Origin of the sequence: Ponticoccus litoralis (genome assembly GCF_039769985.1) — a bacterium.
GTDB classification, from domain to species: domain Bacteria; phylum Pseudomonadota; class Alphaproteobacteria; order Rhodobacterales; family Rhodobacteraceae; genus Ponticoccus; species Ponticoccus litoralis.
On the sequence record NZ_JBDNCH010000002.1, the window covers coordinates 1,705,161 to 1,718,295 of the forward strand.

General features: G+C 66.6%; 9 protein-coding genes and 3 pseudogenes. 7 read left to right on the top strand and 5 right to left on the bottom strand.

What is annotated here, in order from left to right; genetic code table 11:
* The first annotated feature begins 3 nt into the window (after positions 1–3).
* A complete protein-coding gene (locus ABFB10_RS09505) occupies positions 4–567 on the top strand; it encodes a nucleotide exchange factor GrpE (RefSeq protein ID WP_347166332.1) in 564 nt (187 codons plus the stop codon).
* 49 nt (positions 568–616) lie between these two features.
* Here ABFB10_RS09505 and mutS read toward each other — a convergent pair.
* A pseudogene (gene mutS / locus ABFB10_RS09510) lies at positions 617–3,248 on the bottom strand (DNA mismatch repair protein MutS).
* A gap of 143 nt (positions 3,249–3,391) precedes the next feature.
* On the opposite strand from mutS, the gene ABFB10_RS09515 reads away from it, so the two are divergent.
* Positions 3,392–5,647, top strand: coding sequence for an NADP-dependent malic enzyme (locus ABFB10_RS09515; protein ID WP_347166333.1), 2,256 nt, complete (start codon positions 3,392–3,394; stop codon positions 5,645–5,647).
* Between the two features lie 50 nt (positions 5,648–5,697).
* On the top strand, positions 5,698–6,576 hold the full coding sequence (locus tag ABFB10_RS09520) for a ribokinase (protein ID WP_347166334.1): 879 nt from the start codon (positions 5,698–5,700) through the stop codon (positions 6,574–6,576).
* Positions 6,577–6,640: 64 nt separating this feature from the next.
* Here ABFB10_RS09520 and msrA read toward each other — a convergent pair whose 3' ends face one another.
* The 3 genes and pseudogenes from msrA to ABFB10_RS09535 all read right to left on the bottom strand — a co-directional run bounded on the left by msrA (position 6,641) and on the right by ABFB10_RS09535 (position 9,111).
* Positions 6,641–7,285, bottom strand: coding sequence for a peptide-methionine (S)-S-oxide reductase MsrA (gene msrA, locus ABFB10_RS09525; RefSeq protein WP_347166335.1), 645 nt, complete (start codon positions 7,283–7,285; stop codon positions 6,641–6,643).
* Between the two features lie 120 nt (positions 7,286–7,405).
* On the bottom strand, positions 7,406–7,822 hold the full coding sequence (locus ABFB10_RS09530) for a DUF1810 domain-containing protein (RefSeq protein ID WP_347166336.1): 417 nt from the start codon (positions 7,820–7,822) through the stop codon (positions 7,406–7,408).
* A 61-nt stretch (positions 7,823–7,883) separates the two neighbouring features.
* Positions 7,884–9,111, bottom strand: a pseudogene (locus ABFB10_RS09535) (argininosuccinate synthase).
* Positions 9,112–9,233: 122 nt separating this feature from the next.
* Between ABFB10_RS09535 and ABFB10_RS09540 the strand changes: the two are divergent.
* The 3 genes and pseudogenes from ABFB10_RS09540 (at position 9,234) to ABFB10_RS09550 (ending at position 11,270) form a co-directional block, all read left to right on the top strand.
* The gene (locus tag ABFB10_RS09540) at positions 9,234–10,013 is read left to right on the top strand and encodes a hypothetical protein (protein WP_347166337.1); all 780 of its coding nucleotides are present in this window, start codon (positions 9,234–9,236) and stop codon (positions 10,011–10,013) included.
* Positions 10,014–10,086: 73 nt separating this feature from the next.
* A pseudogene (locus ABFB10_RS09545) lies at positions 10,087–10,892 on the top strand (pyridoxal-phosphate dependent enzyme); the annotation flags it as partial.
* A gap of 120 nt (positions 10,893–11,012) precedes the next feature.
* On the top strand, positions 11,013–11,270 hold the full coding sequence (locus tag ABFB10_RS09550) for a hypothetical protein (protein ID WP_347167988.1): 258 nt from the start codon (positions 11,013–11,015) through the stop codon (positions 11,268–11,270).
* Positions 11,271–11,362: 92 nt separating this feature from the next.
* Here the strand turns inward: ABFB10_RS09550 and ABFB10_RS09555 are convergent, their stop codons facing one another.
* Complete coding sequence (locus ABFB10_RS09555; protein ID WP_347166338.1) at positions 11,363–11,698, bottom strand: Hpt domain-containing protein; 336 nt, start codon at positions 11,696–11,698, stop codon at positions 11,363–11,365.
* 165 nt (positions 11,699–11,863) lie between these two features.
* Here ABFB10_RS09555 and ABFB10_RS09560 point away from each other — a divergent pair, with 165 nt between their 5' ends.
* A complete protein-coding gene (locus ABFB10_RS09560) occupies positions 11,864–13,135 on the top strand; it encodes a PP2C family protein-serine/threonine phosphatase (protein ID WP_347166339.1) in 1,272 nt (423 codons plus the stop codon).

Sequence of the window (13,135 nt, forward strand, 5' to 3'; positions counted from 1 at the left end):
AGCATGGCAGACGCGAACAAAGACGATTTTCTGGATGACATCGACACGGCAGAGGCCGAGGAATCGGCGGGTCTGACGGAAGAGATCGACGAAGAGGCGCTGGAACTGGATACGCTCCGGGCCGAGCGCGACGATTACAAGGACCGCTTCATGCGGGCGCTGGCCGATGCCGAAAACGCGCGCAAGCGGGCCGACAAGGACCGCCGCGAGGCGCAGGCCTATGGCGGCAGCCGCATCGCGCGGGACCTGCTGCCGGTCTACGACAACCTCAACCGCGCGCTGGTGGCCGCGAAAGAGGATGAAAGCGGCGCCTCGGCGGCGCTGGTCGAGGGCGTGGAACTGACGCTGAAAGAGCTGCTGAAGGTCTTCGACCGCCACGGCGTCACCCGCATTGCCCCCGAGGTCGGCGACCGCTTCGACCCGAAAGAGCACGAGGCCATGTTCGAGGCCCCGGTGCCGGGCACCAAGGCGGGCGAGATCATTCAGGTCTCTGCCGAAGGCTTCCTGCTGTATGACCGCCTGCTGCGCCCCGCGCAGGTCGGCGTCAGCTCGATGCCCGCCAGCTAAGCCGGGCCAGATCGCACAGAACCGAAAGCCGGGCTGACGCCCGGCTTTTTCATTTCAGAAGACCCTTCAGCGCGTAAAGCGCGTCCATCGCCTCGCGCGGGGTCATCTCGTCCGGCTGCAACTGCGCCAGACGCTCTTCGACTTCGGATGTTTCACGGGAAACGCTCTTCGGCGCCTCGCGCTGCGACGCCGCGCTGAACAGCGGCAGCTCGTCGATCAGCGCCATGGGCGAGGCGCTGTCGCGTTCGCCCTTTTCCAGCGCCTCCAGCACGTCCCGCGCGCGCGCGATCACCGGCTTGGGCAGCCCCGCCAGCTGCGCCACCTGCACGCCGTAAGACCGGTCCGCCGCGCCCTCGCGCACCTCGTGCAGGAAGATCACCTCGCCCTCCCATTCCTTGACGGCGACGGTGGCGTTCTTCACGCCCTTCAGCCTGCCCGCCAGCACGGTCATCTCGTGGTAATGCGTCGCGAAGAGCCCGCGCACGCGGTTGACCTCGTGCAGATGTTCCAGCGTGGCCCAGGCGATCGACAGTCCGTCATAGGTCGCCGTGCCGCGCCCGATCTCGTCGAGGATCACCAGCGCCCGTGCATCGGCCTGATTGAGGATCGCCGCCGTTTCGACCATCTCGACCATGAAAGTCGAGCGCCCGCGCGCCAGATCGTCCGAGGCGCCGACGCGGCTGAAGATCTGACTGACGATGCCGATATGCGCGGCGCGCGCCGGGACAAAGGAGCCCATCTGCGCCAGCAGCGCGATCAGCGCGTTCTGCCGCAGGTAGGTCGACTTACCGGCCATGTTTGGGCCGGTCAGCAGGGTTACGGCGGCGGCCTCGCCCTCGGCGCTCAGCCCGCAATCATTGGCGATGAAGGGCGTGCCGCTGGCCTGAAGCGCGGCCTCGACCACCGGGTGGCGCCCGGCGTCGATGGCAAAGGCGCGGCTGTCGTCCACCTGCGGCGCGCACCAGTCACGCTGCCGCGCCAGTTCGGCCAGGCCCAGCGTCAGGTCGAATTCCGACAGCGCCAGCGCCAGTGTCGACAGCGCCGGTGCCTGTTCGAGGATCGCGGCCTTCAGCACCTCGTAGAGCCGCTTTTCGATCTCCAGCGCCTCGTTCCCGGCATTCAGGATCCGCGTTTCCAGATCCGACAGTTCCACCGTCGTGAACCGCACCTGGTTGGCGGTGGTCTGGCGGTGGATGAAGCGTTCGGACAGGGCGTGCATCTTCTCGGCATGGGTGGCTGTGACCTCGATGAAGTAGCCCAGCACGTTGTTGTGCTTGATCTTCAGCGAGCCAATGCCCGTCTCGGCGCTGTATTCACCTTGCATACGAGCGATGACACCCCTGCCCTCGTCCCGCAGCGTGCGCGCCTGATCCAGCGCCGCGTCGTAGCCCGGCGCGACAAAGCCGCCGTCGCGCACCATCAGGGGCGGCTCGGCGATCAGGGCGGCGTCCAGCAGGCCCAGTAGGTCGTCGAAACCGGCCAGTTCTGCCTTGCTGCGCTCCAGCAGCGGCGGCAGGCTTTCACCGGTCAGCCGGTCGGACAGCGCCTCTGCCTGCGCCAGCGCGTTGCGCACGGCGGCAAGGTCGCGCGGGCCGCCCCGGTCCAGCCCCAGCCGCGACAGCGCGCGGTCGACGTCGGGCACGCGTCGCAGCGCGTCGCGCAGCCCGTCAGAGCCGGAGGATTCCACGCCCCATTGCACCGCCTCCAGCCGCTCGCGGATGACGGCCAGCTCGCGCGAGGGCGAGGACACCCGCCGCTCCAGCAGGCGGGCGCCACCGGCGGTCACGGTGCGGTCGATCACCGACAGCAAAGACCCGGCCCGCCCGCCCTGAAGGCTGGAGGTCAGTTCCGAGGTTGCGCCGGGTCGCCGCGTCGATCTGCATCAGGCGCGAGACCGCTTCCGAACGCGGCGGCTGCAACAGCGGCAGCCGCCCCTTCTGCGTGATGTGCAGGTAATCCACCAGCGCACCCATGGCCGACAGATCGGCCCGCCCGAAATCGCCGAAGGCCGTCAGCTCCTGCACGCCGAACAGCCCGCAAAGCCGCCCTTCCGCCGCGCCGGAATCGAAAGAGGCGGCGCCCAGAACGGTGGCCTCCAGCCCCAGATCCTCCAGCACCTCGCGCAGCGCCTCTTCGATCTTCTCCGACAGCAGCAGTTCCGACGGCGCCAGCCGCGCCAGTTCCGCGCCGATGCGTGCGCGCGACAGCGGCATGACGTGGAAGGCCCCGGTCGAGATGTCGCACCAGGCCAGCGCGAAATCGTCGCGCACCGCGCCCAGGGCGGCAAGGTAGTTGTGCCGCCGCGCCTCCAGCAGCGAATCCTCGGTCAGCGTGCCGGGCGTCACCAGCCGCACCACGTCGCGCTTCACCACCGACTTCGAACCGCGTTTCTTCGCCTCTTCGGGGCTTTCCAGCTGCTCGCCCACGGCGACGCGAAAGCCCTTGCGGATCAGCGTCAGCAAGTACCCCTCTACCGCGTGCACCGGCACGCCGCACATGGGAATGTCGTCGCCGTCGTGCTTGCCGCGCTTGGTCAGCGCGATGTCCAGCGCTTCGGATGCGGCCACGGCGTCGTCGAAGAACATCTCGTAGAAATCGCCCATGCGGTAGAACAGCAGGGCGTCCGGATACTGTGCCTTGATCTCGAGATATTGCGCCATCATCGGCGTCACGGTTGTCATGCAGTCCCCCGTCGCGAATTGGCGCGACCCTACAAATGCGGCGCCCGGCCCGAAAGCCGAAAAACCCCTGCAACCCCGGATTCAGTTGTACCCGAAGACCCCTTGGGCTAAGGCAAAATCCGCCGCGACGAAGAGGAGAGAGCATGGCCAAGGTAAAGCTGACACGCGAAGAGGCGCTGGCCTTTCACCTTGAACCGACCCCGGGCAAGTGGGAGGTGCAGGCCACCGTTCCCATGACCACGCAACGGGATCTGAGCCTTGCCTATTCTCCCGGCGTCGCCGTCCCCTGCGAGGACATCGCCGAGAACCCGGAGCTGGCCTATGACTACACCAACAAGGGCAACCTCGTCGCCGTGATCTCGAACGGCACGGCGGTGCTGGGTCTTGGCAACCTCGGCGCGCTCGGCGGCAAGCCGGTGATGGAGGGCAAGGCGGTTCTGTTCAAGCGCTTCGCCGATGTGAACTCGATCGATATCGAGCTGGACACCGAGGACCCCGAGGAATTCATCAAGGCGGTCAAGCTGATGGGGCCGACCTTCGGCGGCATCAACCTTGAAGACATCAAGGCGCCGGAATGCTTCATCATCGAGCAGGCGCTCAAGGAGCAGATGGACATCCCCGTCTTCCACGACGACCAGCACGGCACGGCGGTGATCTGCGCGGCGGGGCTGATCAACGCGCTGCACCTGTCGGACAAGAAGATCGAGGACGTGAAGATCGTCCTGAACGGCGCCGGCGCGGCGGGGATCGCCTGCCCGGAACTGCTGAAGTCCATGGGTGCGCGGCACGAAAACTGCATCATGTGCGACACCAAGGGCGTGATCTACCAGGGCCGCACCGAGGGCATGAACCAGTGGAAATCGGCCCATGCGGTCGCCACCGATCTGCGCACGCTGGAAGAGGCGATGAAGGGCGCGGACGTCTTCCTTGGCGTCTCGGCCAAGGGCGCGGTCACGCAGGACATGGTGGCCAGCATGGCCGACAACCCGGTGATCTTCGCCATGGCCAACCCCGACCCGGAAATCACGCCCGAAGAGGCGCATGAGGTCCGCGTCGACGCCATCGTCGCCACCGGGCGCTCGGACTACCCGAACCAGGTCAACAACGTGCTGGGCTTCCCCTATCTCTTCCGGGGTGCGCTGGACATCCACGCCCGCGCCATCAACGACGAGATGAAGATCGCCTGCGCGCAGGCGCTGGCCGATCTGGCGCGCGAGGACGTACCGGACGAGGTGGCGCTGGCCTATGGCAAATCGCTGAGCTTCGGGCGCGATTACATCATCCCCACGCCCTTCGACCCGCGCCTGATCCACCGCATCCCGCCCGCCGTGGCGCGCGCGGGCATGGCGACCGGCGCCGCGCGCCGTCCCATCGTGGACATGGACAGCTATGAGCTGGGGCTGAAGTCGCGGATGGATCCGACCGCCTCGATCCTGCGGTCGATCAACAGTCGCGCCCGCGCCGCGCAGGCCCGGATAATCTTCGCCGAGGGCGACGACCCCCGCGTGCTGCGGGCGGCGGTGACCTACCAGCGGTCCGGTTTCGGCAAGGCGCTGGTCGTGGGCCGCGAAAGCGACGTGAAGGCCAAGCTGGAGGCCGCGGGCCTTGGCGATGCGGTGCGCGAGCTCGAGGTGGTGAACGCCGCCAATTCGCGCCACTTCGACACCTACAAGGACTTCCTTTACACCCGGCTGCAGCGCAAGGGCATGGACCGGCAGGACATCCACCGCCTTGCGGCGCGCGACCGCCATGTCTTCGCGGCGCTGATGCTGGCGCATGGCCATGGCGACGGGTTGATCACCGGCGCCACGCGCAAGTCGGCCCATGCGATGGAGCTGATCAACCACGTCTTCGACGCCGATGCGAAACACGGCGCGGCGGGGATCACGGCACTGCTGCACAAGGGGCGGATCGTGCTGATCGCCGATACGCTGGTGCATGAATGGCCGGACGAGAACGACCTTGCCAATATCGCGGAAAGCGCCGCGGGCGTGGCCCGGCACCTGGGGCTGGAGCCGCGCGTCGCCTTCGTGTCCTTCTCGACCTTCGGCTACCCGGTGTCCGAGCGGGCCGAGAAGATGCACCTCGCGCCCCGCGTGCTGGACCGGCGCGGCGTCTCCTTCGAATACGAGGGCGAGATGACCGTGGACGTGGCCCTGAACACCCGCGCGCAGGAAAGCTATCCCTTCCAGCGCCTGTCCGGCCCGGCGAACATCCTCGTGGTTCCGGCGCGGCACTCGGCCTCGATCTCGGTCAAGCTGATGCAGGAGATGGCGGGCGCCACGGTGATCGGGCCGATCCTTGCGGGCATCGACAAGTCGATCCAGATCTGTTCGACCAACTCGACCGCGAACGACATCCTGAACATGGCCGTTCTTGCCGCCTGCAAGGTCGGCTGAACTGTCGTAGGGTGGGTTTCCAACCCACCCGCCGCACAGGAGTATACGCCATGGCCATCTTCAATCTCGGGTCCATCAACGCGGATCTCGTCTACCGCGTGCCGCACCTGCCCGGCGCCGGGGAAACGCTGGCGGCGCGCTCTTTCAGCCGCGGCCTTGGCGGCAAGGGCGCCAACATGTCCGTGGCCGCGGCCCGGGCGGGCGCCCGCTGCCTGCATATCGGCGCGGTAGGGGCCGACGGACGCTGGGCGGTCGAGCGGCTGATGGAATACGGCGTCGACACCCGCCCCGTTGCCACGGTGGACGATGTCACCGGCAATGCGGTGATCGCCGTCGACGACGCGGGCGAGAACAATATCATCATCCTGCCCGGCGCCAATCGCGCCCTGACCGAGGACCACATCGCTCGCGCCCTGACAGAGGCGACAGAGGCCGACAGCTTCCTGTTCCAGAACGAGACCAACGCCCTGCGGATCGGCGCCGAACGCGCCTCGGCGCGGGGGATGCGCGTGGCCCATGCCGCCGCCCCCTTTGACGCGGCCTCGGTCCAGCAGGTGCTGCCGCTGCTCGACCTGCTGTTCCTGAACGAGGTCGAGGCCGCGCAGCTGGCCGAGGCCACGGGGACAGAAGCGGCCTCTCTGCCGGTGCGCGACATCATCGTGACGCTGGGATCGAAGGGCTGCCGCTGGCACAACACCGATAGCGGCGAGACCCGGAGCTTTCCGGCCTTCAAGGTGTCCCCGGTCGATACCACGGGCGCGGGCGACACCTTTACCGGCTATGTCATGGCCGGGCTGGATCGCGGCATGCCGATGGAACAGGCCATCCGACTGGCATCCAAGGCCGGGGCGCTGATGGTCACGCGCATGGGTGCGGCGGATGTGATCCCGGACCTCAAGGAGGTTCAGGCCTTCAACCCGCCCGCCTGAGGCCCCGAGGCCTCGGGCCGTGACGGGGGCGCTCTGCAGGCCGCGAACCTGCTGCCCGGGCGCCCTAGTTGATAAAGGGCGCGGCGCTGCCCCAAAGCGCCCTGATCCGCTGGTCCCGTCCGCAGCCGGTGCGATAGCGCTTGTAGGCATCGCTTTGCTTGATGATGCCGAAGCGGGTCACCACGGTATTGGTGCCCTTGTAGTAGTCCTGATGGTAGTCCTCGGCCTCGTAAAAGGGTGCCCTGTCCAGAACCGGGGTCACCACCTGCCTGCCAAGCGCCTTGCTGGCCGCGGCCTTGGCTGCCTGAGCGGCCTGCCGGTCGGCGCCATCGGCGAAGATCGCGGTCCGGTAGCTGTCGCCCCGGTCACAGAACTGCCCACCCGCGTCCAGCGGATCGACGGAGCGGAAGAACAGATCATACAGCTGCCGGGCAGAGACCTGCGCCGGATCGTAGTCGATGCGCACCGCCTCGTAATGGCCGGTGCCACCGCGCGTCACCTGCTTGTAGGTCGGATTGGCCAGCGACCCGCCCATGTAGCCGGACACGACCTCGGACACGCCTTTGACCTTCTCGAAATCCGCCTCGACACACCAGAAACAGCCGCCGGCGACGTAAAGCTCTGCCGCTTGTACGGCTTTGGGCTGGGCCGAGATCGCCAGCGCCGAAAGGCACAGGCCGGTCAGGCCCCGGATGATACGGGTTCGCATGAGAGTCCTCCTTTGCCCCGATGGTGTGATGCAGCGGGGCGGTTTGGCAACGGATGCAACGCCGTTTCACCGCAAGGTGACCGGGCTGTGAGGGGGGTAAGGCGCGTGAAGCGGCTGCTGTCAGGGGGACAGCGCCCGGGTGGTCACGGGGCAGCGGGCGCCGCCATACATCCGGTCGAGAACGGTGGAAAACGCCGCTGGCGCCTTCGGGACCGCCTCGAACAGGGTCATGCAGGAGCGGACTTTCAGCGCATCGACAGGGCCAAGGATGCGCTCGGGGTCGGTGCCGTCATGGGTCAGCAACAGCGCGGTACAATCCTGCAAGCGCGGGCCGAGGGTCGGATGGGAAAGATAGGCTGCGGCCTCGTCCAGACCGGCCAGCCCGAAATGCAGGGCGCGCGGGCTGCGGCCCAAAGCGCGCAATTGCGGGAAGACCCACCAGATCCAGTGCGAGGTCTTCTGTCCCGCGCGCAGCTCGCGCAGGACGTCGGTCCAGACGGCATCCTGCGCGCCGACGAATTCCTGAAACTCAGCCATGGCGACACTGTAGCATGGCGGCCAGCCCGGTGTCGCGCTGGCCGAAGTAACAGGCTGGGCGTCAGGAGCCCAACCGCCGCTTGCGCGCGGCCAGAAGGCGCAGGCGCAGGGCGTTCAGCTGGATGAAGCCCGCCGCGTCCTTCTGATCGTAGGCGCCGGCGTCGTCCTCGAAGGTCACATGCGCCTCGGAGTAGAGCGAGGCGTCGGACCAGCGGCCAACGCAGGTCACAGACCCCTTGTACAGCTTCAGCCGGACGGTGCCCGAGACCAGTTCCTGCGACTTGTCGATGGCGGCCTGCAGCATCTCGCGCTCGGGCGAGAACCAGAAGCCGTTGTAGATCAGTTCGGCATAGCGCGGCATCAGGCTGTCCTTCAGGTGGCCCGCGCCGCTGTCCAGCGTGATCTGCTCGATGCCGCGATGGGCCTCCAGCAGGACGGTGCCGCCGGGGGTCTCGTAGATGCCGCGGGACTTCATGCCGACGAAGCGGTTCTCGACGAAGTCGAGGCGAGCCGCAGCCGTGCTTGCCGCCCAGCTCGTTGAGCCCGGTGAGGATCGTGGCGGGCGACATGGCCTCGCCGTTGATCGCCACGGCGTCACCCTTTTCAAAGGTGATCTCGATGAATTCCGGCGTCTCGGGCGCGTCTTCGGGGGCGACGGTGCGCTGGAAGACATAGTCGGGCGCCATGACGGCGGGATCTTCCAGCACCTTGCCCTCGGAGGAGGTGTGCAGCAGGTTCGCGTCGACGCTGAACGGCGCCTCGCCGCGCTTGTCCTTGGCGATCGGGATCTGGTTCTGCTCGGCGAATTCCAGCAGCTTGGTGCGCGAGGACAGGTCCCATTCGCGCCACGGCGCGATGCATTTCACGTCGGGGTTCAGCGCGGCGGCGCTGAGTTCGAAACGCACCTGGTCGTTGCCCTTGCCGGTTGCGCCGTGCGCGATGGCATCAGCGCCGACTTCTTCGGCGATCTCGACCAGCCGCTTGGAAATCAGCGGGCGGGCAATCGAGGTGCCCAGCAGGTAAAGCCCTTCGTAGACCGCATTGGCGCGGAACATCGGGAAGACGAAATCGCGGACGAATTCCTCGCGCACGTCCTCGATGTAGATGTTCTCGGGCTTGATCCCCAGCAGCTCGGCCTTCTTGCGCGCCGGTTCCAGCTCTTCGCCCTGGCCGAGGTCGGCGGTGAAGGTCACCACCTCGCAGCCGTATTCGGTCTGAAGCCATTTCAGGATGATCGAGGTGTCGAGGCCACCGGAATAGGCCAGGACAACTTTCTTGGGCGCGCTCATGTCGGGGATCCTCTTTCTATACGGCGCGCGGATTACCGGGTTTTGAAGGGCTGGGCAAGGCTGGGCCGTTGACGCCCGCGCCCGACGTGGTAGCCATCCCCGGCACGGCAGGGAGGTCGAACATGCGCGGCTGGCATATCTTTACCCATTCAGCGGGGCTGGTTTTCCGCAACCTCGACGCGGCCTTCCGGATCTCTGCGGTGCCCTATTGCGCCCACATCGCGGCGCAGATCTTCTTGCTTCTGAACCCCGCGCTTCTGGCCACGACGGAGGTCGGGACGGATATCGACGCCACCATGGGTGGCGCCCTGCCCCAGGTCGACCCGCTGGCCTATGCCCTTTTCTTCTGCCTGCAATTCGCGGCTGCCATCGCCAGCCTGTGGATCGCGGTGAACTGGCACCGCTACGTGCTGCTGGAAGAGATCCCCGCCGGCCCGGTGCCGCCGTTCCGGGGCGACCTCGTGCTGGGGTACTTCGGGCGGTCGGTGCTGATCGCGCTCTTGCTGGTGATTGCGCTGTTCACGCTGGCCATTCCGGCGGGGCTGCTGATGACCTCGATGCCCGGCGCGACGCTGCCGCTGGTGCTGGCGACGGTGGCGGGTGTGCTTTACGTCTTTCTCAGGCTGGGCGTGATCCTGCCCGCCGGGACCCTGGGACGCAAGCTGACGCTGCACAACGCGTGGCAGGCGACCGGCGCCGAAAGCGGCGCGATCTTCGCGCTGGCGGTGATCTCGGTGCTGGGCATGACCCTTGTGATGATCCCCAATATCGTCGCGGGGGACAGCCTGTCCCTGCTGTCGACGGTCTACGGTCTTGCCGTGGGCTGGGTGGTGACCATGGTCGGTGCCTCGCTTCTGACCTCGCTCTACGGTATCTGCGTCGAAGGGCGCACGATCGCCTGAACAAAACCATGATCTGGGGAAGGCTTTTGCCATGACCGAATTTCAGTCCCGCGCCCGCGCCGCCGAAGAGGCGATGCGCGCGGCCTTCCCCGAAACCCTGCTGCTGCGCAACGACCACCTGTCGCAGCTTTACGGCGCCGACATCTGGCTGAAGCGCGAGGATCTGTCGCCGGTGCGCAGCTACAAGCTGCGTGGCGCCTTCAACGCCATGCGCAAGCAGACCGGAGAGGCGCTGTTCGTGGCCGCGAGCGCGGGCAACCACGCGCAGGGCGTGGCCTGGATGTGCCGCCAGTTCGACGTGAAGGGCGTGATCTTCATGCCGGTGACGACGCCGCAGCAGAAGATCCGGAAGACAGAGATGTTCGGCGGCGCCAATGTCGAGATCCGCCTGATCGGTGACTATTTCGACGACTGCCTGCATGCGGCGCAGGCCTTCGTGGCGGCAGAGGGCGGGCATTTCCTGTCGCCCTTCGACGACGACGACGTGATCGAGGGGCAGGCCTCTGTCGCGGTCGAGGTCGAGCGCCAGCTGGGCCGCCTGCCGGACCTGATGGTGGTGCCCGTGGGCGGCGGCGGGCTGGCCTCGGGGCTGTTTTCCTATTTCGGGACCTCTGTGCAGTACACCTTTGTGGAACCCTCGGCGGCGCCTGCCTGCGCGCGGCGCTGGAAGCCGGAGAGCCTGTCGCCCTGCCCCAGGTCAACACCTTTGCCGATGGCGCCGCCGTGGCGAAGATCGGCGAGAAGACCTTTGCCTGCCTGAGGGACGTCGGCGTCGCCAATACCCTGACGATCAACGAAGACCGGCTGTGCACGACGATGCTGGACATGCTGAACGTCGAGGGGATCGTTCTGGAACCGGCGGGGGCGCTGTCGGTGGATGCGCTGAAGGATCTCGGCTTGTCGATCCGGGGCCGGACGGTGGTCTGCATCACCTCTGGCGGCAACTTCGATTTCGAGCGGCTGCCCGAGGTGAAGGAGCGTGCGCAACGCTATTCCGGTGTGAAGAAATACTTCATCCTGCGCCTGCCCCAGCGGCCCGGCGCGCTGAGGGATTTCCTGAACTTCCTCGGACCGGAAGACGATATCGCCCGCTTCGAGTATCTGAAGAAGTCGGCTCGCAACTTCGGCTCTGTCCTGATCGGGATAGAGACGGCGCGACCGCAGAACTTTCAGACGCTTCTGGCGAAGCTGGATGCCCATGGCTTCACCTACCAGGACATCACCGAAAACGAGACGGTCGCGCAGTTCGTGATCTAGCGCGTTCCGGGTCTTGCCTGTCGTATCCCTGATACGACTGTGCCGCGAAGGGCGTGGGGGTTATGTCTGTCGCGGGTTTGCACCGGGGCGCCTCAGGCGGCCAGCTTGCCGGGAAGATCGCGTTCGAACACCCCCCGGGACTGGTTGTAGATCTCTTGCAGCTCGGCGGCGGTGACCGCTTGCGGGGCGTTCATGGCGGCGGCGGTTTCGCCCTTCTGGCAGGCCCGGGCCAGCGCGTCGAAGCCAAGGTTCAGCGCCGCGCCTTTCAGGAAATGCATGTGTTCCGCCAGCAGCACGGGGTTGTCACCGGCGGCTTCAAGCCCGGCCACCGCGGTGTCCACCTCCGTCAGGAACAGGTCGACGATTTCGCCGAAATCCTCGGCCCCGACCTCGTCCACAAGGGCTTCGACACGCGCCCAGTCAATCATGATGCACCTCCAACGTGTCGTCAGGCTGGGGGTAAAACATGAACAAATGGTTTCGACCGGGCGGCGGGCTTGGGCCGGGAAGGCAAAATTTTACGTTTCAGATACCGTTAAGATCTCTGCGTTAGGCACCTTGGCTGTATGCACTTTGTCCGGTGAGGGACGGTCTTGTCGAACTCGGAACGCCTCGAATGCCCATCGGGCCAGACCGGTGCAATCAGCCGCGTGCTGGTGGTCGACGACAGCAACCTGCAATTGCGCATCGTCTCTGCCATGCTGAAACGCTGGGGGTTCGAGGTCGATGTCGCCACATCCGGGCCAGAGGCTTTGCAGCTTTGCCTTCGCAGCCCGCCGGACCTTGTGCTTTCGGACTGGATGATGCCCGGCATGACCGGGCTGGAGTTCTGCCGCCGGTTCCGGGCCCTTGACCGGGACGGCTATGGCTACTTCATCCTTCTGACCTCCAAGAGCGACAAGGCCGACGTGGCGCAGGGGCTGGATGCCGGGGCCGACGATTTCCTGACCAAGCCGGTCAACGCCCACGAACTGCGGGCGCGCATCAAGGCCGGTGAGCGCATCGTTTCTATGGAACGGCAGCTGACCGAGACCAACCGGCAGGTGTCGGACGCGCTAAGGGAGCTGCGCGACATCCACGAGGCCATCGAGAACGACCTGCGGCAGGCGCGCACGATCCAGCAGTCGCTGGTGCCGGAGCGGGTGCGGATCTTCGGCAGCTCGCGGGTCAGCCTGCTGTTGCAGCCCTGCGGCCATGTCGGCGGCGATCTGGTCGGCATGTTCAGCCCCGGCCCGGATCAGCTGGGCCTCTACAGCATCGACGTTTCCGGGCACGGCATCACCTCTGCCATGGTGACGGCCCGGGTGGCCGGGTATCTGTCCAGCACCTTTCCGGAGCAGAACGTGGCGCTCGATCGGCAAAGCGACCGCCCTTTCGCGCTGCGCGAACCCGGGGACACCGCGCGGCGCCTGAACCAGCGTTTCGCCGCCGATCCCGGGGTCGAGGAATATCTGACCATGGCCTATGTCGCCGCCGACCTGTCGACCGGCGTGATGCGCCTGGTGCAGGCCGGGCATTCGCCGCCGATCCTGCTGCGCCGCGACGGGCCCGTGCAGTTCATCGGCGACGGCGGCCTGCCCATCGGCCTTGTGGATGACGTCACATACGACCAGCACAGTTTTCGGATGCAGCGGGGCGACCTGCTGCTGCTTTATTCCGACGGCTTCACCGAGGCGGTGACGAAAGACGGCAGCATGCTGGGCGAGGACGGGCTGGCACAGCTGTTGTGCGACAGCGCGCAGGCCGGGAAGGGGCCGGACCTGCTAAGCGACATGTTCTGGCGGCTGACCACCGAGATGGCCGACCCGGACCGGCTGGGCGACGATGTCTCTGCCGCGCTGCTGGAATACGACGTGCTGCGCTGA

Bases quoted from the DNA above. Each gene is read 5' to 3' on its own strand.
- msrA (WP_347166335.1), bottom strand. From the start codon at position 7,285: ATGCGAACCCGTATCATCCGGGGCCTGACCGGCCTGTGCCTTTCGGCG.
- ABFB10_RS09555 (WP_347166338.1), bottom strand. From the start codon at position 11,698: ATGATTGACTGGGCGCGTGTCGAAGCCCTTGTGGACGAGGTCGGGGCC.
- ABFB10_RS09505 (WP_347166332.1), top strand. From the start codon at position 4: ATGGCAGACGCGAACAAAGACGATTTTCTGGATGACATCGACACGGCA.
- ABFB10_RS09530 (WP_347166336.1), bottom strand. From the start codon at position 7,822: ATGGCTGAGTTTCAGGAATTCGTCGGCGCGCAGGATGCCGTCTGGACC.
- ABFB10_RS09540 (WP_347166337.1), top strand. From the start codon at position 9,234: ATGCGCGGCTGGCATATCTTTACCCATTCAGCGGGGCTGGTTTTCCGC.
- ABFB10_RS09515 (WP_347166333.1), top strand. From the start codon at position 3,392: ATGGCCAAGGTAAAGCTGACACGCGAAGAGGCGCTGGCCTTTCACCTT.
- ABFB10_RS09520 (WP_347166334.1), top strand. From the start codon at position 5,698: ATGGCCATCTTCAATCTCGGGTCCATCAACGCGGATCTCGTCTACCGC.